The sequence below is a fragment of the Ornithinibacillus jepli genome, assembly GCF_047228935.1.
Taxonomy (GTDB): domain Bacteria; phylum Bacillota; class Bacilli; order Bacillales; family Amphibacillaceae; genus Ornithinibacillus.
In genome coordinates this window covers 85695-108049 of record NZ_JBFEGG010000002.1, presented here as the reverse complement: position 1 = coordinate 108049, position 22355 = coordinate 85695, and the positions used below count along the sequence as shown (strand labels likewise).

The window sequence follows — 22355 nt, the reverse complement described above, 5'->3', positions numbered from 1 at the left end:
ATAACAAATATTGGTGAGCTTTTACCAATGGATAAAAAAGGCCCGGTAAAAGGTGCGGATATGTCTGAATTAACGGTTTGGCAAAATGCGGCAATCGGGATTAAAGGGGATACGGTTGTATGGTTAGGTTCAACGGAAGAAGCTACGATTCTAGAAGCTAATCAAGTGATGGATGCTAAAGGTAGATTAGTAACCCCAGGACTTGTTGAACCACATACACATCTAGTATTTGGTGGATCCAGAGAAAAAGAGATGGCACTGAAACAACAAGGTGTACCTTACTTAGAGATTTTAAAGCAAGGCGGAGGTATTTTATCCACTGTAAAAGCAACACAAGAAACACCATTTGAAGATCTACTAGAGAAAGCATTATTCCATCTAGATCGAATGGCTTCATATGGAATTACAACCGTTGAAGCGAAAAGCGGATATGGGCTTGATCGGGAAACGGAATTAAAACAATTAAAAGTGGCGAAAGAAGCGAATGAAAAGCATCCGATAGATATTGTCTCTACATTCTTAGGTGCACATGCAATTCCGGCACATTTTAAGGATAACCCGGAAGCATTTTTGCAAGAGATGAGTGACCTATTGGATGAAATAAAGCAAGAAAATTTAGCTGAGTTTGTAGATATTTTTACGGAGACAGGAGTATTCACGGTTCCCCAATCCCGTCGATACTTAATGAAAGCAAAGGAAAAGGGATTTGGATTAAAAATTCATGCAGATGAAATTGATCCTTTAGGTGGTACGGAGCTTGCGGTTGAGCTTGGTGCTATAAGTGGGGACCATTTAGCGGTGACTTCGGATGAAGGAATTCAAAGATTAGCAAACTCGAATACAATTGGTGTTATTTTACCAGGAACTAGTTTTTATCTCGGGAAAGATGACTATGCTCGAGCGCGCGAGATGATTGATGCTGGTGCAGCGATAGCTATTTCAACAGACTTTAATCCAGGAAGCTCTGTGACGGAGAACTTGCAATTGATTATGTCTATTGCAGCACTTAAATTGAAACTTTCTCCGGAAGAAATTTGGCATGCAGTTACAGTAAATGCGGCATACGCTATTGGAAGAGGAAAAGTCGCTGGCTCGATTGCGGTTGGTAGAAAGGCTGATATTGTCGTGTGGGATGCACCGAACTATCTTTATATACCGTATCATTACGGGGTGAATCATACGAATACGGTTATTAAAAATGGAAAAGTCATCTATGAAAGGCAGGGTATCCGATGACTAAATTTCGTTATTTGAAGCCTGCTGGCAAAGCAATATTTAAAGATCGGTATACGAAAAAGGCTAAGGAGTTATTAACCGAATGGTCAACAGGGAAAACAGCCTCCTTTGGCATTGTCGGACTTCCTTTATCGAAGCCATCGATTAGTCATTCGGGTGCAGCTACAGCCCCAAGTACTATACGAGATTCCTTACAAAGTTATACAGTTTACTCTGGTGAACAAACGTTTGATTTAGAGGAGGAGATTATCGACTTTGGTGACATTGAGATGCATCCGACAGATATTACAGGTAGTCAGGAGAGAATCTATCTAGGGCTATCCGATATTTTTAAGACAGATGCCGCAAAAAATTGGTTTCTCTTAGGTGGGGATCATTCTGTTACCTATTCTGCAATTAAAGCATGTAAAGAGCAGTTCGGCTCAGTAGGAATTATTCAGTTTGATGCGCATCATGATCTAAGAAATACGGAAGATGGTGGACCTACAAATGGGACACCGTTTAGAAGGTTATTAGAAAATGGGGTTATATCTGGTGAAGATTTAGTTCAAATTGGTATACGAGATTTCACGAATGCAGCAGGTTATCACAATTATGCGGTAGAAAATGGCGTCACGGTATATACGATGAAAGATGTAAGAGGACAAGGGCTAAACACAATTTTAACGAGCGAACTGGAGAAACTTTCTAGCCGTGTAGAACATATTTATTTATCTGTCGATATGGATGTTCTAGACCAAGCCTTTGCACCAGGATGTCCAGCAATTGGCCCGGGTGGGATGGATAGCTCCACTCTTTTAGAAGGGATAAACCTTGCAAGTCAGCATCAATCGGTAAAAGCGTTAGACATCGTAGAAATTGACCCTACTATCGATTTTCGAAATATGACAAGCAGAGTAGCGGCATATGTATTGCTTGAGTATATGAAGGGGAAAAGAAGTGCTTAAAGGATAGTGAGAAGGGGTCTTGCCCCACTATGGTGACAGACCCCTATTATGTCTATTCTACTTCCTTCTCTGAAATCCAATCGTTAGCCCAATTTTGAATATCTTGAATAACAGGACGAAGTGACTCACCCTTCTTAGACAAGGAATATTCAATACGTACTGGAAATTCGGAATAAATATCACGAATAACAATGCCTTCCTTTTCCAGCATCTTAAGTCGATCAGAGAGAAGCCTTCCACTTATTGGTAAATTCGATTCCATCTCGGAAAAGCGTTTCGGTCCATCTAATAATTCAAAAAGAATTAATCCTACCCAACGTTTACTAATAATTTGCATAGCTTTTTCAAAGCGTGGACATAATTCACTCATAAAATCACCTCATTAATATGGAATCGAAACGGTTCATTAGCTTACAAAAAGTAACTAATTAAATTGTATCATAACCTTATCTATGAGTAAAACCCAAAAAATACCGTTAGAATATAAGCCATGTAGTTGGATATTTTGTTAATTTGTGAAATAATAGCAATATGTGAATAATTAATTATGGAGGTTACAAAATGGTATCTCAACAAATTCAAGAAAAATATGCAGAACTAGCTTTACGTACAGGTGTAAATTTACAAAAAGGACAAGCTCTAATGATTAACGCTCCTTTAGAAGGATTAGATTTCACGAAGCTAGTTGTGCGTAAAGCTTATGAATTAGGCGCAAAAGATGTACATATTAACTGGGTGGATGATGAGTTAACATTATTAAAATATCAATATGCACCAGATGAGGTAATCGCAGATTATCCAGAGTGGAAGGTTAAGCTTCATGATACGTTTGCAGAGGATGGGGCAGCGGTATTAAACATTCGTTCAACAAACCCAGACCTTCTAAAAGATATAGATCCAACTCGAGTAGCAAAAGCGAATAAGGCTGCTGCGCAAGCGATGACTAATTTCCGTAAATACACAATGAACGATAAAATTACATGGACTATCATTAGTATTCCTACTGGGGATTGGGCACAAAAAATCTTCCCTGATAAGTCTAAAGAGGATGCAGTCGCAAGCCTTTGGGAATCCATTGTGAAGATTGTACGTGTCGACCAAGAAGATCCAATTGCAGCTTGGGATGCACATAACGAAACATTAAAAACAGCTCGCGAAATTTTAAATGACAAAAATTATAAAAAACTTATCTTTACAGCTCCTGGTACGAACCTAGAAATGGAACTTCCTGAAGGTCATATTTGGAAAGGTGGATCTGCTGTTTCTGAAAAAGGTATTACATTTAATCCAAACATGCCTACAGAAGAAGTATTCTCAATGCCACATAAATATGGTGTCAATGGAACAATTTCTAGCACGAAGCCATTAAACTATGGTGGAAGCTTAATCGATAACTTTACGTTAACATTTAAGGACGGTAAAGTAGTAGATTTCAAAGCGAAACAAGGTGAAGATACATTAAAACATCTACTAGAAACAGATGAGGGTGCAAGCCGTCTAGGAGAAATTGCACTAGTACCACATGAATCTCCTGTTTCACAATCTGGATTACTATTCTATAACACGTTATTTGATGAAAATGCATCTTGCCATGTTGCGTTAGGTAAAGCATATCCAACAAACATTAAAGATGGTTCTAGTATGAGTGAAGAAGAACTTGATAAGCATGGAGTAAATGACAGCTTAACTCACGTTGACTTCATGTTCGGTTCAGAAGAGCTAAACATTGATGGTGTAAAATATGATGGTACAACCGAGCCAGTATTCCGTAATGGAACATGGGCATTAGATATTAAAGGTAAATTAAAAAGAGTTAATAGAACTGTTACACTTTAAGGTGTAGCAGTTTTTTTATTTCCAAAATGAATATTTTTATAATATTGAAACATTTTATTGATTAATTCGTAATAAGAAGGGGGCTCAGAAAAAAATACAAAGGGGTTTACAACATGAAGCGATATACGCGAATATCGATTATATTATTAATTTTTATACTAGCGATTGTAACAATTATTTTTGTTTTTCCTGTTAATGGTGAGGAGGAAGCGAATCATACCGATATAAAAAGTGAAGATGGACAAGCAGAAAAGATACCAATTACAGATGAACAACTGTATATGAATATCGAAGCGTTTGACAATAAATGGAGTTAAAAAGCAAAGACGAATATATTACGAAGGCACTAGAGGTAATTAAAGGAGAATAACAGAATGGATATTTTAAAGCAAAATAGCCTTGCTTGGGATAAAAAGGTAGAGGATGGAGTAGCTTATACAAAGCCAGTTAGTAAAGCGATGATTGAAAAAAGTAGAAATGGAGACTTTGAGATTTCGATAACGACAACGAAAAAAGTACCGAGAAATTGGTTTCCGGAGTCACTTGATGGATTGAAGGTATTATGTTTAGCATCTGGTGGTGGGCAACAAGGACCAATATTAGCTGCAGCAGGCGCAGATGTTACAGTAGTGGATCTTTCTCAAAAACAGCTCGATCAGGATCGGTACGTTGCACAACGAGAGGGGCTAACGTTAAAGACGATTCATGGCAGTATGTTAGACCTTCACTTTTTCGAAAATGAGACTTTTGATTTGATTGTTCATCCAGTTTCCAATGTATTTGTGGATAATATTTTACCAGTTTGGCAGGAAGCCTCAAGAGTATTGAAGGAAAAAGGTATCCTAATCGCCGGCATTACGAATCCATTACTTTATATTTTCGATGAAGAAGAGGAAGACAAAGGTAATTTAGTTGTTCGCCATAAAATTCCTTACTCGGATTTGGAAGTGTTATCTGAGGAAAAATTAGCGGAGTATCGTGAATCGAAAAGAGCATTTGAATTCGGTCACTCGTTAGAGGATCAAATTCAAGGTCAGATTGACGCAGGATTTGTCATTACGGGATTTTATGAGGATGATTTTGGTGGTAGAAGAATGCTAGATCACCATATTAAGACGTTTATAGCGACGAGAGCGGTAAAGTGTCCCAAATAAAATAATCCCGTACCACTATGATTAGTGATACGGGATAATCAGTAACTAGTTACGTAGAGACTATTAGTTTTTTCGGAAATAATCTACGAACGCATGGTAAATCTCTGTACCTTGGTATGACATCAAGAAAACCGCAGTTACGGAAAAGATTCCCATCATAATGAAACGTGCCCACATCATATGACATCCTCCTTCTCTAAAATAAAGTTTTTATTTTAAAGGAGAATGAACGAGATAATTGGCTTGGTAAAATTTTGGACATAGCACCGTTCGCCTTTTAACCATTAGAACGAAAGGGCTACATGATAATGAAAGTATGGATACAAAAACAAGGAAGGTCCCAAATAACGTAAATGAAATCTTTAGTTTTCCATCTCCACTAGAAAATGGAGAAAAGTCAGCTGAAGATGAGTTCGTAGGGGCCTCGTACTCTTGCGTGAATAGTTGGTTCTCGTGTTTTCCATCGATATTAGCATAATAAAATTGTCCAGTAACCGTTAATAGGACCAAAAGGGTAATAAGTTTTTTCACCAAATCACCCCTTCTTAAGTAGTGCTCTATATTATACATCCATTCCTTGTAAATTAGAAGTAAGAGTTACTAAAAAACAAATTTCCATATTTATTAAGTAAAGTATGATGTTACAACAAAAGGCTAATAAAAAATGAAACTAATTATAAAATTACTATGTCTAAAAAGTGTAAGGAAGGGGGTACACAGTGGGAAATAAGGAATTACATGCAATGTACTCAATTGATGATATCGATATCGAAAAACTAGATAAAGAAACGGTGATGGAGAAACTCATGGAGCTTTACACTGAAAAAGTTTATCTACTTGCTTATTCCTTTGTGAAGGATCGTAGTTTAGCAGAGGACATTTCGCAAGAGGTTTTTCTTAAGGTATTCAAATACTTAGATAGTTTCAGAGCAGAAGCAACATTAAAATCTTGGATATATCGGATTACCGTTAATACTTCCAAAGACTTTCTGAAGAAAAGAAGCTTAAAGCAATTACTATTGGAAAATAGTTGGCTAGAAAATGTCAAGGGAACTGAAAGTACGGAAACAGCGTTTCTTACCGCTAACCGCTATGAGGAACTGCTACAAGCAATTTTAGCATTGCCTATGAAATATCGTGTAGTTATTGTGCTCTACTATTTTTATGATGTAAAAATAAATGAAATTTCCTCCGTTATAGAATTAAATACAAACACTGTGAAAACCAGACTTTCGAGAGGAAGAGAGCTGTTGAGGCGGAGAATAGTTGCTAAGGAAGGGGAGGTGCTTTAGTGGAAGACGAACTTAAGAAGATTCATGAACATTATCAAGAGAATTATTATAGTGATGAAATCGATGGCAGAATAAAAGATGGTGTTCAGCAAAAGATTAGGAATAACGATTCGTATCCAAAGGAAAAACAGCGACAGTCCCTAGCAAAAAGAATTTCTTATATAACGGCAACCTGTGTAGTATTACTAGGAATCTTTATAGGCTCTACATTTGTATCACCTGCAATGGCAGAAGTGGCCTCGAAAATACCATTTTTGAATAAGATTTTTGAACAGAAGCCGGTTACAGATACCCTTATGAATGATTTGATTGATAAGGGATATCAAATCTCAGGGGCTGGTTACAGTGTCCGGGAAAAAACATATTTTGTACAAGTTAAGGGAACAGAGGATTATTATGATCAAGTAAAAGATGAGCTTGAGGAATTGGTAGAAACTATAATTTCTTCAAGGGGCTATGACGGTTTTAAAGTTGAGGTTGAGAAAGAGCAGGTTACGGATTATATGGTTGAACATGAAAATGAGCCTAGAAAGGAAGCATCGATGTTTTTACTTGAGGAACTAAATGAGTTAATACCTGAATTACAAAAGCAAGGTTATAAAATTCATCAATATGGACTTGGATATCCTAGTCCAGAGAGCGAGGATATACGGATAGATGTAGATATTGAAGATACGGAAAAGCGTACCGATGAAATCGAAAAAGTTATACTTGAAAGTGTTAATAAACAGGATTTAGTTAATGAGGTTACGGTTAAATTTCATCCATTTAATGTTACGAATAGAGAAATCGAGAGGAAATGGACCGCGGATATTCTCCCAATCATTTGGGAAGGCATGTTAAATAAGAAAGAGTACAAAACAAAAGGTGTCGGGTATTCCTTTAAAGATGGTACGATGCATATTTATATTACAACTACCATCAAAAAATCGGACAGTAAAGCACCTGACTTAGCAAACAAAATTGAAAGTGCAATTCAAACATTTTTACAATCGGAAGAATTAAAGGATGTTGTTGGCGACACACCTTATAAAATTGTTGTTCGGGATAAGGATAGTAATGAAATTAATTAATGATAAGGCGATACTTCTGTTTGCATGTCGCCTTATCAAGAATGAAAGCCTCTAGAAATAATAACATCTAATTTCAGTTATTTATTTTTTGTTAATTTTATTTGGGAAATTATGTTAATGCTAAACTATAGTTAGTATCGAATTTTTCATAAGATGGTAGTGAGAGTTTCGAGAACATCTAATGTTTGAGATTTGAGTAGCGGTGAAATTGTATACTTAGCTAAGGACTAAGTAGCCTTGGAGGAGGAAGACTATTTGAGAAAGATATTCGTATTATTTATCGGGATTGCTTTGTTGTCAGGATGTAATCTAGAGTCATCTTTAACATATTCAGAACTTAGTAAACAAAGTATTCATCAAGATATCCAGTCATTTTTTGATCGTGTGAAACAGGAAAATGGAGTTCACCTATACTATGACAATCAGAATGAAGCAGTATATGTGTACTTAAACGGGTTTAATGTGACACAAGGCGAGGAAGCAATCCACTTTACTGGATTTGATGTGGAAAGAGATCATGACATCCTAAACATCTTATATAAAAGTGAAGAAACGGCAGAACGTAATAATTCGTCATTAGCATACGAATTATTTTATAAGGTGGATGTAGATCAAGATTATGAATATATTAAGCTATTTCATAATGGGATTGAGTCAACGTTTGATACGATATCGGGAAGTTAATAATTTCCCTATTTCATTCTTCATAAATAATGGTATCTAAAGTTTGGTAGAAAATAAAAATTTTGCACCGCCACCTCAAAATCTTAGTAGGGGCGATGCAAATCAGCTTTATTATTTACATCAAACCATTCTTCACCAACACAGCCTTAATCTTCGTATAATCATAATCCTCTGGTAAAGCTTCTTTTAACGGTTTTAATTTTGGTTCTTCTATAGTCTTCTCTCTGGCAGCTAAAATAGTAGCTTCTTCTTCCTCGTTGAAAAAGATATTCCAAGCTATTGGATAACCTTCTTGAAATGCTTTGAATAAATGATTTTCAACTGTCATCGTTGTCATTTCGCGGATCACTGCAATATCTTTGATGGATTTCCCAGACTGAAATAGTTTATAGCTAACTAAATGACTTGGTCCTTCCTCCTCTTTTTTCTTTGGTTTCGGAGGAGCGGCTGCACCAGAAATTTTCACTCTAGTCCTTGCTTCAGGATGTTTTCCCCGCCACTTTTGAATTACTGTCAGGAATGCTTCTCCGTATTGTTCATATTTTTTCTCACCGATTCCCTTAATCTCCAGCATATCTTCCTTCGTGTCAGGGAAGTATCGACTGAGTTCTTTTAGGGTTGCATCTGAGAATAGAACATAAGGTGGTACATCGAGTTCGTCAGCCATCTCTTTACGCAGAGCACGTAACTCTTCAAACAAGTCTTTGTAATAATCTTCTTCTTTTCCAGTAGGAATAGGAGCGGTATACATTTCGACTGTCCTTTTCCCTTTTAACACCTCGACAGAATTTTGGTTTAGCTTTAACGTAGGAAATTTACCTTGTTCTGTTGAAAGTAACTGTTCTGCTACTAAAAAATGAATTCGCTCAGTTATTTCTTTTTCTGTATAAGCGGACAAAAGGCCATACGTAGATAACATGTGTAAACGGAATTCATGGACCTTTTTGTCATTGGATCCTTTTAATACTTTTGCAGTCATACTGACACCAAAACGTTCGCCCATTCGCTTCACACAGGATAGGATCATTTGTGCTTCTTCCGTTATATCTGTCTTTTCCACTTTTTCTACACAGTTACTGCACTTGCCACAAGTTTCATAGGTTAACTTGTCATTGAAATAATCCAAAATAAAAGCACTTAGACAACCTTGAGTATGACAGTAATTTACCATTGCTTGTAGTTTCATATATTCATTTTGTTTCGCTGCTTCATCCATAAGGGACTGTTCAATTAAGAATTTTTGCAGTTGAATATCCTGTGGAGAGAATAGCAAAATACAATCACTTGCTTCCCCATCACGACCAGCTCTACCAGCTTCTTGATAATAGGATTCTATATTCATAGGCATGGAATAATGGATGACATAACGAACGTTTGATTTATCAATCCCCATACCGAATGCATTTGTTGCAATCATAATTGGCTTTTCGTCATGAATAAAGGCAGCTTGAGCCTGTTTGCGAGCTTGCTCGGACATGCCGGCATGATATTTGGCTACTTCCATTCCGCGGCTAGATAGTTGATCGAAAAGTGTATCTGCTTGTTTACGTGTAGCGGTATAGATAATACCGGACTCCTCTTTATGTTCTTCTAAAAATGCTCGAATATAGCTTGTCCGATCTTTTCCTTTCACAATATGAAATGCGAGATTATCTCTGGCGAAACCAGTGTTTATCACATTGGGCTTCTCAATAGTTAAAAGCTCCTGAATATCAGCAATAACTTCTTCTGTCGCCGTAGCTGTTAGAGCCATAAATACAGGTATATTCCCAATCTTTCTCAAGTTAGGAACGATTGACCGGTAACTTGGTCGGAAATCGTGGCCCCATTGTGAAATACAATGTGCTTCATCAAAGGCTACTAAGGAAAGTTTAGTTTGTCTGATCACGTGAATGAACCCATTTGATTCAAAGCGTTCCGGTGCAACATAAACAAACTTATAGCGTCCATCGGCAATTTCACTCATACGGGTTTCTTGTTCTTCCGTAGATAATGAACTGTTGATAAAGGTTGCGGGAATCCCTAATGCTAGGAGAGAGTCAACTTGGTCTTTCATAAGTGAAATTAACGGGGAAATGATAATAGCTGTTCCATCGAGTGTAAGACCAGGGACTTGATAACAGATTGACTTACCACCACCAGTTGGCATAACAGCTAGTGTATTAGTTGAGTCCAATACTCGTTCAATTACTTCCTTTTGACCTGGCCTAAAGGTTTCGTAACCGAAATAAGTTTTTAGAATCTTTTCTTGCTCTAATATCATGTCTTTCCACCTCTCATTTGTTAATCCTACCATAAAAATTAGTAGTTAACGAGTTGGTAAAATTTAATTTTATAGCAAATTCTTATCTGAATAATAGACTATTTTTCTTGCAGAAAATAGAGAAATGCTTCAATAAAGTTATGTATAATGAAATTATGAATAATGAGGATACTATGTATATAAATATTCATTGTTACATGTTTGTATCGAAAATATAAGGTGATTATAGTTTACTTTTTTTACTTATGAATATAGAATGACCGTATATTTAAAAAAAGGGGGCATGTGATGGTACCGTCATTATTATTCGAGGTTATGTTAATCTTCTTTTTAGGTATTGGATCACAATGGGTAGCATGGCGTTATCGTATGCCAGCAATTGTTGTCATGGCCGTAACGGGTCTAGTTGTTGGTCCGATATTTGGTTTCATCAACCCAGAAGAAGATTTTGGTAATCTTTATAGTCCGATTATATCTGTTGCAGTTGCCATCATTCTATTTGAAGGTAGCCTAAACTTAAGCTTCAAAGAACTGCGTGGATTAGGGAAACCGGTTTTTAGAATATCCACGATAGGCGCCTTTATTGCATGGATTCTTGGTTCTTTAACAGCACATTATATAGCTGGTTTACCATGGCCGGTTGCATTTGTTATAGGTGGCTTATTCATCGTAACTGGACCGACTGTTATTATGCCATTACTTCGACAGTCTAAACTAAAACCGAGACCAGCCAAGATTTTGAAGTGGGAAGGAATTATTGTTGACCCGATTGGTGCGTTACTAGCTGTTTTTGCTTTTGAAATTATTGTTTATTTAACTGCTAGTGATCCTGATGGTACAGCACTAGTTATGTTCTTTGCGGCCTCTCTTTTTGCTGCGATATTTGGTTGGGCTTGTGGACGTGGAATTGGTTTTATATTTGAAAGAGGACATATACCAGAATTCCTGAAATCTCCTGCAGTATTTACTGTAGTTATTCTTTGCTTTACTGTTGCTGATGAAATTATGCATGAAACAGGCTTGTTGTCTGTAACAGCAATGGGGATTACGCTTGCTAACATGGGAATTTCATCTGTTCATGATATGCGTCACTTCAAGGAAAATATATCGATTCTGTTAATTTCAGCAATCTTTATTATGCTAACAGCTTCCTTACAAATTGAAACGATTCTACAAATCTTTAGTCCAAATATTATTGGTTATGTATTACTAATGATGTTCTTAGTTCGTCCTCTATCGATATTCCTCTCTACTTTCCGAAGCGGACTTACGTTTAATGAGAAATTATTAGTAGGGTGGATTGCTCCAAGGGGTATTGTTGCCTTAACGGTAGCTAGTTATTTTGCCACTGTTTTACTGGAGGCTGGATATGAAGAGGCGGAGATTCTAATAACCTTAACGTTCGGTCTTGTATTCTTTACAGTTATTGCCCATGGGTTCTCCATTGGTTGGTTAGCTAGGAAATTAAATCTATCGATGGAAGGTAGACCTGGTACGTTAATTGTAGGTAGTAATAAGTTTACTGTTGAGTTAGCGAAATCACTAGCGAAGGTAAATGTACCGATAATTATTGTAGATCGTTCTTGGGAGAATTTGAAACTCGCTCGAGAAGCTGGAGTACCTTTTTACCATGAGGAATTTCTTTCTGAGCAAACAGAGCATCACTTAGATACGATTCCTTACGAGTATTTAATCGCAGCTACGGATAGTAATTCGTATAATTCATTAGTATGTACTACTTTCATGCCTGAATATGGTCGTACGAATGTATTTAAAGTTAGTCCTTATGATAAAGTCTACAAATCCACTGACATCGTGTCAAAAGTCGGAGGTAGAATTTTATTTAAACAAGAAGTTAATCTAGAGGATTTAATAGAGAAGATTAATAACGGATTTGTATTCCGTCAAACGACTATCACGGAGCAATACTCTTATAAGCAATATTTAGATGAAAAAGATGAAGAGACAGTATTCTTATATATCATTAAGCCATCTGGAATAATCAAATATTACTCAGAAGAAATGCGAACCGTACCAAGCACAGGAGACATTATCGTTAGCTTAATGCCACCAAACAAAGAAAAAGCTAGAATTCAAGCAAGAATAGGAAATTAGGGACAGGGGGACAGGTTCCTTGTCCCACAACTTTCTGAAAAAACTCTGTAGAATGAGATCTACAGAGTTTTTTTGTCGTTTATAGTCGGTGGGTGGGTCAACGGACCTGTCCCCCTGTCCCAGGATTATTCAAAGGCTTCTAGTTTTTTATAGACTTCTGCTATTTCGTCTTCGATACGGGCTAGTTGTTCTTGGGCAGAGGATGCTCTGCCACGTACGTATACTAATTTATCTAAATCACTTTGAATTCGAACGTAATCGGATTTAAGTTCATCTAATTTATCTTGAAGTTCTTTTTTCTTCATAACATTCACCTCTTATATTAAGTTTAGCGTGTACCTCTTTACAAAACAACTGATTGGTGTAAAATAAATTAAATTATCTTATAAAGGAGCATAAATGCATGAAAGTACTATTGGAAACATCGATTAAGCGGTACTTAGATCGTGTTGAGGCCTTACTTCTAGAGCAAGAAGTGTTAAATAATCTCATGTTAGGCTTGCTGGAAAGAGGAAAAGAGACACTAGGAGTATTCTCAGAAGGAATTCGGCTAGGAATTGTGGAGGAGAATGGGGAGCCAATTTATGCATTTATGCAGACACCTCCAAATAAGTGGATTCTTGCAAGTGTAAAAGATATAGATGAAAATGTTATTCCAGCTATCGTTCAATTTTTATATCGACATAAATATCCTGTTCCAGGGGTTATCGGACAACATGAACAAGCGAATCAATTTGTTAGCCTGTGGAAAGATGTATCGAGAAAAAATGCCAATTTACATATGAAACAATTAATCTACCAACTGGATGAGGTGAAGGTGTCACTGAGTTCTGATGGTAAACTAATCCCTGCATTGGAGAAGCATTTGCCTATCGTGAGAGATTGGCTACATCAGTTTGGGGAACAAGCAAATGTTAGCATTACCAAACCACAAGCTGATAGTATGGCTAGAACCTATATCCAAAATCAGTCTCTTTACCTTTGGGAAGTGGAGCAAGAAATAGTGTCCATGGCAAATAACTCAAGGAAAACGAAAAATGGTGCGACAATTAATGCTGTTTTTACACCAGATAAACATAAGCGAAAAGGCTATGCAACGAACGTAGTAGCAGCTTTATCTCAAAAACTATTAGATGACGGATATAAGTTTTGTAGTTTATATACAGATCTATCAAACCCTACTTCCAACAGCATTTACCGTAAGATAGGATTTGATGAGGTTGGGGAGTCTGTGGAGTTTTATTTTGAATGATTTTCTGGAGTGGAAAGCTTGGACTAGTGGTGTGGGCTTTCAACAGAAATACCAACTTTGCCGGAACATTAACGACCATCCTACATACCGAATTACAAAACACAAAAAACAGCGACCCCTAAAGTCGCTGTTTTTTCTATATTAAGGCATCCTCTTTATTCTTCCTCGTATCCTGAAACGTTTCATAGAAATGAACTATTATAACTTTTACTACTGCATAGAATGGGACGGCTAGCAGAATGCCGACAAATCCTGCAATACTACCTGCAGCTAAAATAACAGTGATAATCGTTAGCGGGTGTATGCGTAGGACATGACCCATAATATTTGGTGAAATAAAGTTTCCTTCAATTTGTTGTGCAATAACCATAATAAGCGCAATCCACACCACGTTCATTGGATCTTCAAATACACCAACGATTAATGCCGGTAATACAGCAATAAATGGCCCGATAAACGGAACGACACACATAATCATGCCAAAAAGTGCAAGAGATAAGGCGTAATTCAAATCAATGATTAGATACCCAATAAACAACATAACCCCGATACTTAAGCTTACCAGCAATTGTCCTTGAATATATGCTGATAGCGTATGGTCAATTTTACGTAATAGGTTACGTAGATTACTAGCTTTTTTAGCTTCGAATATTTGCGTTACAAATGGTACAAATTTTTCCCCATCCTTCAACATGAAAAACAGGAAGAACGGTACTAAGACAAGGACAAAGACAAAACCAATCAGCTGACTAATAAAACTAAATAGGAAAGCCATAAACCCTTCAATATACGTTTGCATATTATCAATAATATTATCAATCGTGTTATACACTTCATCTGGAATGATACTCTGGTTATCTTGAACGTAATTAATGACATCCTCGGCCCCTCGCATCATGGCAGGGATGTTTTCCACGAATCTTGTATATTGGTCTTGTGCAATAGGAATGACGAAGATAGTAAATACATACCCGACACCGATTAATGTAATGAACACAAGTAGTATAGCTATTAGCCGTGGTATTTTATATTTCATTAAAATTCTAAGTAATGGCCTCGTTAAATAAAAAAGTAGTCCTGCAGCAATGAATGGAAAGGCTACTGCTCCGATGTATTTTAAGACAGGATCAAAGATGAAGCGCGTTAAATACATTAAATAGATTAATAGAAAAACTAATATAAACGCTACTAGCGTTTGAAACCAACGCTTACTAAACATGAACATCACACTTTCTTTCTTTATAAGGTAATCATATAATATTAAAGACCATTCCGCATTAATGAAATCTATAAATATAATTGTTTCCTAAAAATAAGAAGAATAAACTAGAATGACTGTCCATTAGATTATTAAAACTTTTTATGATAAAATTTGGTCATAATAAATACTGGGGGATAACTCTGATGATGAATTGGAAGTCAGCGTATGAAAAATGGAATGCTTATGAAGGTTTAGATTCACAACTGAAACAAGAGCTAGCAACATTACCATCTAATCTATTAGAAGATGCTTTTTATAAAGAACTATCATTTGGAACAGGCGGAATGCGCGGTGTACTCGGCGTAGGAACAAACCGAATGAATATATATACGATAAGAAAAGCAGTCTACGGATTAGCTAAATATCTGCTAAATAATTCTGTTAATGTGAAAGACCGTGGTGTCGTTGTAGCGTATGATTCTCGATATATGTCCTATGAATTCGCTGTTGAGGCGGCAAAAACGTTAGGTATGTTTGGAATTAGGACGTACATTTTTAAATCGCTAAGACCAACACCACTCTTATCGTTTGCGGTACGATTTTTAGGAACGGCTGCAGGAATTATGATTACCGCAAGCCATAATCCACCTGAATATAATGGCTTCAAAGTGTATAACGAAGACGGTGGACAAATGGTTCCAGATGAGGCGAATAAAATTATTAAAGCCATTCAACAGATCGATAATGAGCTAGAGATTCCTGTTTTAGAACAAGATGAAGTGGAGAAAAAAGAATTACTCGTCTGGCTGAGCGATGAAGTCGATAATGCTTATTTAGAAAACCTAAAACAAATTTCCAAGCTTCCAGATGAAGAAATACAAGAAGAAAAGGATGTTAATATCGTTTTCACCCCTTTACATGGGACAGCTTATCATCTAGTTACTAACGGGTTGGAACAGTTAAATTTTACAAAGGTCTCTGTCGTAGAGGAACAAGTGAAGCCTGATCCTGAATTTTCTACTGTAGAATCTCCTAACCCAGAGGAGCACCAAGCATTTACGATGGCGATTGAACTAGGGAAAAAGGTGGATGCTGATATTTTATTAGGTACTGACCCGGATGCAGACCGATTAGGCGTAGCAGTTAAAAATGACATGGGTGATTATACCGTATTAACCGGTAATCAACTAGGAGCGCTTTTAATTGATTACATTTTATTCCATACGAATAAAGTACTCCTTCCTAATGCTCGTGTTTTAAAAACGATTGTTACTTCTGAGTTAGGGCAAGCGGTAGCTACATCGTACGGGGTAGAAACGATAAATACTCTGACTGGTTTTAAATATATTAGTGAAAAGATTCATCAATTTGATTCAACAGGTGAAGCGTTTGCGTTTGGCTATGAGGAAAGCTATGGCTACTTAATTAGCAGCTTTTCTCGGGACAAGGATGCTGTACAAGCCGCTGTAATGGCGAGTGAAATGGCATACTACTGGAAGAAGCAAGGTAAAACATTACTCAATGCGTTAGAAGATTTATATAAAAAGCATGGGTACTATCGTGAAGGTATGTCATCCTTGACATTAAAAGGGATAGAAGGTACGGAAAAAATAGCCCTGATTATGGATACGATCCGCAAAAATCCGTTTAAAGAAATTGCTGGATATAAAGTAGAACTGTTTGAAGATTACTTGGTGAGGGAACGTTTAATCACATCTTCGGGTAAAAAGGAAACAATCGAACTACCAGAAGAAAATGTATTGAAATTTGTGTTACAAGATAATAGCTGGGTTTGTTTAAGACCTTCAGGTACCGAGCCGAAGATTAAATGCTATTTCGGAACATGTGGTCATAGTCTTGCAGAAAGTGAAGAAACCTTAGCAGTATTAAAGGAAAAAATGAACGAAGTGATGAATGAGATTATTTCATAGTAATAATCAAGAAGCCCTTATACTACATGAGGGCTTCTTTCTATTAGTTCCCACTACTACTAGAGCTTGCAGCTGCAGTAGCTGCCACAGTTGCAATCATTACCGCTTGTTGTGCTTGCAGGATAGCTTCTAGTATGGTGCTTAGACTAGTTTCAGCTAGCCCTTTTTGTTCCGTTTTTTCATTTACAAAAAAGCTAGCTGCCATCATCAAATTCATCTCTTTATACCACTTAAAATCCTTTTGATTATTTAACTCCTCATACAAGGAAAGAACAGGTGCTACTTTATATTCCTCTTGTGGAAGTAAAGCTAGCATCCCAATAAATGGATAATACATTGGTTTTGCCCGTATTCCTGATGTTACAAACGAATCCATCACTTGAATAACGCGATTAATTAACACATTTTTAGAAGCATCTTTTTCAAGCGCTAAAATGTGACTTAAAAACTGAAGGTCATTTCCTTTACGAAATCCATGTTTGGCAAGCTCATCATAGAAGCTTTCGATATGACTGATAATATTTGATCTAGACTCGAGAGCAAGAAGCGTAGCCAATGGATAGTCACTACTTGTTGTTAAAAAGGAATGCTCTTTTTTCATTCCATCATATATTTCTTTAGTAAGCTGGATGGTTGCCTTTGAATTTTTCTGTTCATTAGTTAATAAAATCGTTGCCGCAATATAAGTAAACACGCCACTACTAAATTTTTCTTCCCGGAATAAATCGTAAAGCTGAAAGAGCTCCTCTATCTTATCCTCAGGGTTTTCAAACTTTACATCTAACATTGCAGCGGTTGTGAATCTAGAGTAAGAACGTAAAGGAGAAAAGAGACTAGCTCTACTCTGGATAGCATCAGCTAATTGGAGAAATCGATCTACATCTAATGTTTTTCCGTTAAGAACATATATAGAAGAAATGGTCATCAAAATCCGTTTGTCAGAAACTTTCCACTTCAAGTTCCTTTTTAATAGTTCAAACGTTTGTATATAATTATCCAATTTCATATTCATAGGTATGCTCCTTTTTACTTGGTTAATTTATATACGAAATACATGAATTAAAAGTTTCAGACAGACTGCTTTGTAAATTTTATGTAAATTTAAAGCGTAATTTAATAGAATATGTTACTTTAGAAAAAATAAATGTTTGGAGGTAACAATGAAGAAAAATTCGTTACTAGAGATTTTGGGAACGTCTCTAAAACTAGGTTTAACTTCGTTTGGAGGACCAATAGCACATCTAGGGTATTTTAAAAATGAATATATCGATAAGCGAAAGTGGCTTGATGATAAGACGTATGCAGATATTATTGCCTTATGCCAATTTTTACCGGGACCCGCAAGTAGTCAGGTTGGTATCTCGATTGGAATGTTACGAGGTGGATTATTAGGTGGTGTCATATCTTGGTTTGGTTTTACCATGCCATCTGTCCTTATTCTTATTCTTTTTGCATTAGCATTTCAATCCTTTTCGTTAGGTGATGCGACATTTATAACTAGTTTAAAGATTGTAGCTGTTGCCGTTGTGCTTCATGCTGTCCTTGGTATGGGAAAGACGCTTACACCAGATAAGCCTCGTATAGCTATCGCAGTTGTTGCGATGTTAATCATGCTGTTATTTCCTTCAGCAATTGTGCAAATAGCCATTATTGTTGGGGCTGCCATTATAGGTTATTTTCTATTTTCTAAAAATGCGGAGTCGAAAGTAAAAACTTTCTCCATTTCCATATCAAAAACGCAAGGTATTATATCGTTATCCTTGTTAGTAGTTTTATTAATTGGTCTGCCAATGTTAGCCCAGCTTTTGAACAATCAATATGTAAATATTTTTGATACGTTTTTCCGAGTTGGTTCGATTGTATTTGGGGGCGGACATGTTGTATTACCATTATTAGAACAAGAGGTTGTACCGGGTTTACTTTCGAGCAGTGAATTTCTTGCTGGTTATGGTATGGCTCAGGCGGTACCAGGTCCGTTATTTACATTTTCAAGCTATATTGGAACGATGACGAGTGGTCTTTTAGGTGGAATAATTGCAACGATCGCAATGTTTCTACCATCATTCCTTCTAATCATAGGTGCACTACCATTCTTAAGTGAATTACGTAAGCATAAAAGCTTTCAAGGAATTTTAACAGGAGTAAATGCTAGTGTAGTAGGAATTTTATTAGCTGCATTTTACGATCCGGTCTTTACAAGTTCTATTACAAATGCTGCAAGCTTTTCATTAGCCGCTATTTTATTTGCATTACTTTATTTCTGGAAAACTCCTGCATGGCTAATTGTCATTATTGGTGTTGTACTAGGTGAAGTTATGCATTACCTTTTCATTTAAATCGGTTATCCGTTAGAATGGACGTGAGGTGAGTTAGGATGGCAGAACATCATTTTCATTTGAAAGCGGATTGGCCAGGCGGACGTAATAGTGAAGGATATATCGATGCAGGGAATTTGAAAACCAAAATATCGATTCCTCCTGAAATGGATGGTCCAGGAGTAGGGACAAATCCTGATGAAATGCTTCTTGGTGCAGCAGCAACTTGCTATATTATTACCCTAGCTGCGATGATTGAACGGGCGAAACTGCCATTACAAGAAATGTCACTAGAATCGGAAGGCATTGTAGATGTTACAAATGGCGTATTTACCTATAAGAAAATTATCCATCGCCCGACCGTTTCCTTAACTAGAGAAGCAAGTGAAGCCAATTATGAATTATTAAAAAAACTTGTTGAAAAAGCAGAAAAGAGCTGTATGATCTCCCGAGCAATTCAAGGGAACGTGGAGCTTGAGTTACAGGCAAATATTTTATAGAAAAAAGGAGACACTACCAGTTAAAGTAGTGTCTCTTTTTAGTTACTTTTTGTCAGTCTACGCGAATTCATTCTCTTGACATCGTATTAAATGCGATGTATCTTATTAAAGTCATACTAAATTTATCGGATTAATATATTTTAGTTACGATAACCATCTAGAAAGCATATTCTATACAAAATAATAAGGGGGAATTATAAATGGATTGGATGGTCATTTTAAATATTGCTGTTTTAGTAGCAATTATCGCGTTATTAGTATACATGCAACGTAAACATGTTTCTTTTACGAAACGTGTATTTACTGGTCTAGGTCTTGGGATAGTACTTGGAGCATTACTACAATGGATTTATGGAAGTGGATCAGAAACTCTAGTTTCAACAACAGATTGGTATAGTGTTGTTGGTCGTGGATATATTAACTTCCTTATGATGATTGTTGTACCATTAGTAATGGTATCGATTATTCAAGCAATCACTAACCTAGAAAAAACAGCCCAATTAGGAAAAATGGCTGGTTGGATTGTTGGTTTACTTATTGTTACAACGATGATTGCAGCATTAGTTGGGGTAGCATCTGCTACAATCTTTGATTTAAATGCTGAAGAAATCTCTGTTGGTGAAGCTGAACAACAACGCGCTGCTTCATTAGAGGAAAGATACTCAACAGATGTTGAAGCTGTCTCTACACCACAACGTATTTTAAACTTTATTCCGTCTAATATATTCTTAGACATGACTGGTGCACGCTCAACATCCGTTATTGCAGTAGTAATATTCTCTATCTTTGTTGGGGTTGCCGTATTAGGGTTACGTAGGAAAAACCCAGAACAAGCAGAAACCTTTACGAAAATGGTTAATGCAGTTTATGGTGTTGTGATGCGTATCGTGACTTTAGTATTACGTTTAACACCATATGGTATTTTAGCTTTAATGGCAAATACAGTAGCAACTACTGATTTTGCAGGTATTTTAGAGCTTGGTAAATTTGTGTTAGCATCTTATTTAGCACTAGCAGTTATGTTTATTATTCATTTAATTTTAGTAGGGGTATTTGGTCTAAACCCATTAAATTATGTGAGAAAAGTATTACCAGTATTAAGCTTCGCCTTCACATCACGTTCTAGTGCTGGAACGATTCCGCTTAACGTTTCTGCACAGAAAAATGCTTTAGGTGTTGAAGAAGGGATTGCCAATATGTCAGCATCATTCGGAGCGACAATGGGGCAAAACGGATGTGCTGGTATTTATCCAGCAATGCTTGCGGTTATGATTGCTCCATCTGTTGGAATTGATCCATTAACATGGGAATTCTTAGTACCATTAGTATTAATCATTGGCTTTAGCTCATTTGGTATTGCTGGAGTTGGTGGTGGTGCAACATTTGCTGCACTAATCGTTCTTTCTTCTATGGGATTACCGGTTGGTCTTGCAGGTCTATTGATTTCCATTGAAGCATTTATTGACATGGGACGTACGGCTCTTAATGTTAACGGTGCAATGGTTACGGGAACATTAACATCTCGCATCCTAGGTAACTTTAAAACTGAAGTATTTAATGATAAAACTGCAATAGAAGAAGCAAAATCACTATAATTTTAACATGAACCGTTCCTGGACTTATCAGGAACGGTTATATTTTTTTTGAAATAAACTATATATACATAACATAGCAAAAATTTAATTCACCAAAATGACTTTCAACTATGACATCAATAAAGAAAGGATGATGTGTTTGAAAAGGAAAGTGATACTGTTACTATTCGCTTTCATTTTTGTGATTGGGTTACCTGTAGGCTTTTCTAGTACTAATGAATTTGAGGCTTCTTCTAATTTATTCATAGCAGAAAAAGCAAGCATAAATGAACCTTCAGAAGAAAAAATAGGTAAGTACCAAATGATTACGATTACGATTTTGGTGTTGTTAATTGGGGCAATAACTAGAGTGTGGTTTCTAGTATACAGAAAGAAGAAAATAAGGAAAGGTGGTAACTAATCCTTAGTTCCACCTCGTCCATCAGTTATTAAGCTAGATATGCTAATTTCCTGTTGTTTATTTTCTCCGTTTTCTACCCACTTTATCTTGATGAGATCATCTCGATACATTTCTTTCAAATCAGCTACCGTTAGTTGTTGATAATTAAATATAACCGATGAAATAGCTTCGGTAGAACCTTTACGGTAGCTCGCTTTCAAAGAACGAATTTGATTGTTATAGTGATCGATTGTGGTCACTAAATTAGGAATTTCTATTTCAATATTAGACATACTCCAGTTCTTTTTCACTTCTACTTGTATAGATAACTGGCGTACATCTTCAACAGTTAAATTCGGGTTATCACTAAATTGTTTGTAAGGATCAATTATCTCTTTATCCACATGAGACAATGTAGCTTCTGTTATGAATTTAGGTTCTGCCGTTACATTTATAACGAACATGACACTATAAATAATGGTTGTTAAAAGTAATATAAGGAGAAAAATTTTCCCTCTAGACATATTAGCTCCTCCAATAAAGCATTATTTGCTACTATCATACATGAAAAGAGGGAATTTT

22 protein-coding genes are annotated in these 22355 nt (G+C 36.4%); 15 read left to right on the top strand and 7 right to left on the bottom strand.

What is annotated here, in order from left to right:
* The first annotated feature begins 27 nt into the window (after positions 1-27).
* The gene (gene hutI / locus AB1K81_RS08505) at positions 28-1236 is read left to right on the top strand and encodes an imidazolonepropionase (protein ID WP_412976840.1); all 1209 of its coding nucleotides are present in this window, start codon (positions 28-30) and stop codon (positions 1234-1236) included.
* Positions 1233-2183: a formimidoylglutamase gene (gene hutG / locus AB1K81_RS08500; RefSeq protein ID WP_412976230.1), complete on the top strand. Its 951-nt coding sequence runs from the start codon at positions 1233-1235 to the stop codon at positions 2181-2183. Before hutI ends, hutG begins: the two co-directional genes overlap by 4 nt.
* A gap of 52 nt (positions 2184-2235) precedes the next feature.
* On the opposite strand, the gene AB1K81_RS08495 is transcribed toward hutG, so the two are convergent.
* The gene (locus AB1K81_RS08495; protein ID WP_412976229.1) at positions 2236-2553 is read right to left on the bottom strand and encodes a winged helix-turn-helix transcriptional regulator; all 318 of its coding nucleotides are present in this window, start codon (positions 2551-2553) and stop codon (positions 2236-2238) included.
* A gap of 191 nt (positions 2554-2744) precedes the next feature.
* On the opposite strand from AB1K81_RS08495, the gene AB1K81_RS08490 reads away from it, so the two are divergent.
* The 3 genes from AB1K81_RS08490 (at position 2745) to AB1K81_RS08480 (ending at position 5173) form a co-directional block, all read left to right on the top strand.
* Entirely contained in the window at positions 2745-4019 is a 1275-nt protein-coding gene (locus tag AB1K81_RS08490) for an aminopeptidase (protein WP_412976228.1), read from the top strand.
* A gap of 113 nt (positions 4020-4132) precedes the next feature.
* The gene (locus tag AB1K81_RS08485; protein ID WP_412976227.1) at positions 4133-4336 is read left to right on the top strand and encodes a hypothetical protein; all 204 of its coding nucleotides are present in this window, start codon (positions 4133-4135) and stop codon (positions 4334-4336) included.
* Positions 4337-4393: 57 nt separating this feature from the next.
* Positions 4394-5173 carry a class I SAM-dependent methyltransferase gene (locus tag AB1K81_RS08480; protein ID WP_412976226.1) on the top strand — a complete coding sequence of 260 codons (780 nt, stop codon included), beginning with the start codon at positions 4394-4396 and terminating at the stop codon, positions 5171-5173.
* Positions 5174-5383: 210 nt separating this feature from the next.
* On the opposite strand, the gene AB1K81_RS08475 is transcribed toward AB1K81_RS08480, so the two are convergent.
* Positions 5384-5704, bottom strand: a complete 321-nt coding sequence (locus AB1K81_RS08475; RefSeq protein ID WP_412976225.1) for a hypothetical protein — start codon at positions 5702-5704, stop codon at positions 5384-5386.
* Positions 5705-5892: 188 nt separating this feature from the next.
* Between AB1K81_RS08475 and AB1K81_RS08470 the strand changes: the two genes are divergently transcribed.
* From AB1K81_RS08470 to AB1K81_RS08460, 3 genes are all read left to right on the top strand, one after another.
* A complete protein-coding gene (locus AB1K81_RS08470) occupies positions 5893-6465 on the top strand; it encodes a sigma-70 family RNA polymerase sigma factor (RefSeq protein WP_412976224.1) in 573 nt (190 codons plus the stop codon).
* Entirely contained in the window at positions 6465-7538 is a 1074-nt protein-coding gene (locus AB1K81_RS08465; RefSeq protein WP_412976223.1) for a DUF4179 domain-containing protein, read from the top strand. The genes AB1K81_RS08470 and AB1K81_RS08465 overlap by 1 nt, the downstream gene beginning before the upstream one ends.
* 255 nt (positions 7539-7793) lie before the next feature.
* Positions 7794-8222 carry a hypothetical protein gene (locus AB1K81_RS08460; RefSeq protein WP_412976222.1) on the top strand — a complete coding sequence of 143 codons (429 nt, stop codon included), beginning with the start codon at positions 7794-7796 and terminating at the stop codon, positions 8220-8222.
* Between the two features lie 115 nt (positions 8223-8337).
* Here the strand turns inward: AB1K81_RS08460 and recQ are convergent, their stop codons facing one another.
* The gene (gene recQ, locus AB1K81_RS08455; protein WP_412976221.1) at positions 8338-10485 is read right to left on the bottom strand and encodes a DNA helicase RecQ; all 2148 of its coding nucleotides are present in this window, start codon (positions 10483-10485) and stop codon (positions 8338-8340) included.
* A gap of 288 nt (positions 10486-10773) precedes the next feature.
* Here recQ and AB1K81_RS08450 point away from each other — a divergent pair, with 288 nt between their 5' ends.
* Positions 10774-12600, top strand: coding sequence for a cation:proton antiporter (locus AB1K81_RS08450; protein WP_412976220.1), 1827 nt, complete (start codon positions 10774-10776; stop codon positions 12598-12600).
* 125 nt (positions 12601-12725) lie between these two features.
* Here the strand turns inward: AB1K81_RS08450 and AB1K81_RS08445 are convergent, their stop codons facing one another.
* Positions 12726-12905 carry an SE1832 family protein gene (locus AB1K81_RS08445; protein WP_412976219.1) on the bottom strand — a complete coding sequence of 60 codons (180 nt, stop codon included), beginning with the start codon at positions 12903-12905 and terminating at the stop codon, positions 12726-12728.
* Between the two features lie 98 nt (positions 12906-13003).
* On the opposite strand from AB1K81_RS08445, the gene AB1K81_RS08440 reads away from it, so the two are divergent.
* Positions 13004-13852: a GNAT family N-acetyltransferase gene (locus tag AB1K81_RS08440; protein WP_412976218.1), complete on the top strand. Its 849-nt coding sequence runs from the start codon at positions 13004-13006 to the stop codon at positions 13850-13852.
* Positions 13853-13988: 136 nt separating this feature from the next.
* Here AB1K81_RS08440 and AB1K81_RS08435 read toward each other — a convergent pair whose 3' ends face one another.
* Positions 13989-15071, bottom strand: coding sequence for an AI-2E family transporter (locus tag AB1K81_RS08435; protein WP_412976217.1), 1083 nt, complete (start codon positions 15069-15071; stop codon positions 13989-13991).
* A gap of 185 nt (positions 15072-15256) precedes the next feature.
* Here AB1K81_RS08435 and AB1K81_RS08430 point away from each other — a divergent pair, with 185 nt between their 5' ends.
* On the top strand, positions 15257-16984 hold the full coding sequence (locus AB1K81_RS08430; RefSeq protein ID WP_412976216.1) for a phospho-sugar mutase: 1728 nt from the start codon (positions 15257-15259) through the stop codon (positions 16982-16984).
* Between the two features lie 43 nt (positions 16985-17027).
* Here the strand turns inward: AB1K81_RS08430 and AB1K81_RS08425 are convergent, their stop codons facing one another.
* Complete coding sequence (locus AB1K81_RS08425) at positions 17028-17996, bottom strand: DUF4003 family protein (protein WP_412976215.1); 969 nt, start codon at positions 17994-17996, stop codon at positions 17028-17030.
* Between the two features lie 148 nt (positions 17997-18144).
* On the opposite strand from AB1K81_RS08425, the gene chrA reads away from it, so the two are divergent.
* From chrA to AB1K81_RS08405, 4 genes are all read left to right on the top strand, one after another.
* Positions 18145-19320: a chromate efflux transporter gene (gene chrA, locus AB1K81_RS08420; protein ID WP_412976214.1), complete on the top strand. Its 1176-nt coding sequence runs from the start codon at positions 18145-18147 to the stop codon at positions 19318-19320.
* 38 nt (positions 19321-19358) lie between these two features.
* Positions 19359-19799, top strand: a complete 441-nt coding sequence (locus tag AB1K81_RS08415) for an OsmC family protein (protein ID WP_412976213.1) — start codon at positions 19359-19361, stop codon at positions 19797-19799.
* Between the two features lie 200 nt (positions 19800-19999).
* Positions 20000-21394: an L-cystine transporter gene (locus AB1K81_RS08410; protein WP_412976212.1), complete on the top strand. Its 1395-nt coding sequence runs from the start codon at positions 20000-20002 to the stop codon at positions 21392-21394.
* Positions 21395-21533: 139 nt separating this feature from the next.
* A complete protein-coding gene (locus AB1K81_RS08405) occupies positions 21534-21794 on the top strand; it encodes a hypothetical protein (protein ID WP_412976211.1) in 261 nt (86 codons plus the stop codon).
* On the opposite strand, the gene AB1K81_RS08400 is transcribed toward AB1K81_RS08405, so the two are convergent.
* The gene (locus AB1K81_RS08400; RefSeq protein WP_412976210.1) at positions 21791-22297 is read right to left on the bottom strand and encodes a hypothetical protein; all 507 of its coding nucleotides are present in this window, start codon (positions 22295-22297) and stop codon (positions 21791-21793) included. The genes AB1K81_RS08405 and AB1K81_RS08400 overlap by 4 nt on opposite strands.
* Positions 22298-22355: the final 58 nt, after the last annotated feature.

What these genes read in the sequence shown, in the direction of transcription:
- recQ (WP_412976221.1), bottom strand. Translation starts at nt 10,485, where the DNA reads ATGATATTAGAGCAAGAAAAGATTCTAAAAACTTATTTCGGTTACGAA.
- AB1K81_RS08440 (WP_412976218.1), top strand. Translation starts at nt 13,004, where the DNA reads ATGAAAGTACTATTGGAAACATCGATTAAGCGGTACTTAGATCGTGTT.
- AB1K81_RS08430 (WP_412976216.1), top strand. Translation starts at nt 15,257, where the DNA reads ATGATGAATTGGAAGTCAGCGTATGAAAAATGGAATGCTTATGAAGGT.
- hutI (WP_412976840.1), top strand. Translation starts at nt 28, where the DNA reads ATGGATAAAAAAGGCCCGGTAAAAGGTGCGGATATGTCTGAATTAACG.
- AB1K81_RS08495 (WP_412976229.1), bottom strand. Translation starts at nt 2,553, where the DNA reads ATGAGTGAATTATGTCCACGCTTTGAAAAAGCTATGCAAATTATTAGT.
- AB1K81_RS08480 (WP_412976226.1), top strand. Translation starts at nt 4,394, where the DNA reads ATGGATATTTTAAAGCAAAATAGCCTTGCTTGGGATAAAAAGGTAGAG.
- AB1K81_RS08490 (WP_412976228.1), top strand. Translation starts at nt 2,745, where the DNA reads ATGGTATCTCAACAAATTCAAGAAAAATATGCAGAACTAGCTTTACGT.
- AB1K81_RS08415 (WP_412976213.1), top strand. Translation starts at nt 19,359, where the DNA reads ATGGCAGAACATCATTTTCATTTGAAAGCGGATTGGCCAGGCGGACGT.
- AB1K81_RS08425 (WP_412976215.1), bottom strand. Translation starts at nt 17,996, where the DNA reads ATGAATATGAAATTGGATAATTATATACAAACGTTTGAACTATTAAAA.
- chrA (WP_412976214.1), top strand. Translation starts at nt 18,145, where the DNA reads ATGAAGAAAAATTCGTTACTAGAGATTTTGGGAACGTCTCTAAAACTA.
- AB1K81_RS08410 (WP_412976212.1), top strand. Translation starts at nt 20,000, where the DNA reads ATGGATTGGATGGTCATTTTAAATATTGCTGTTTTAGTAGCAATTATC.
- AB1K81_RS08450 (WP_412976220.1), top strand. Translation starts at nt 10,774, where the DNA reads ATGGTACCGTCATTATTATTCGAGGTTATGTTAATCTTCTTTTTAGGT.
- hutG (WP_412976230.1), top strand. Translation starts at nt 1,233, where the DNA reads ATGACTAAATTTCGTTATTTGAAGCCTGCTGGCAAAGCAATATTTAAA.
- AB1K81_RS08435 (WP_412976217.1), bottom strand. Translation starts at nt 15,071, where the DNA reads ATGTTTAGTAAGCGTTGGTTTCAAACGCTAGTAGCGTTTATATTAGTT.
- AB1K81_RS08445 (WP_412976219.1), bottom strand. Translation starts at nt 12,905, where the DNA reads ATGAAGAAAAAAGAACTTCAAGATAAATTAGATGAACTTAAATCCGAT.
- AB1K81_RS08485 (WP_412976227.1), top strand. Translation starts at nt 4,133, where the DNA reads ATGAAGCGATATACGCGAATATCGATTATATTATTAATTTTTATACTA.
- AB1K81_RS08400 (WP_412976210.1), bottom strand. Translation starts at nt 22,297, where the DNA reads ATGTCTAGAGGGAAAATTTTTCTCCTTATATTACTTTTAACAACCATT.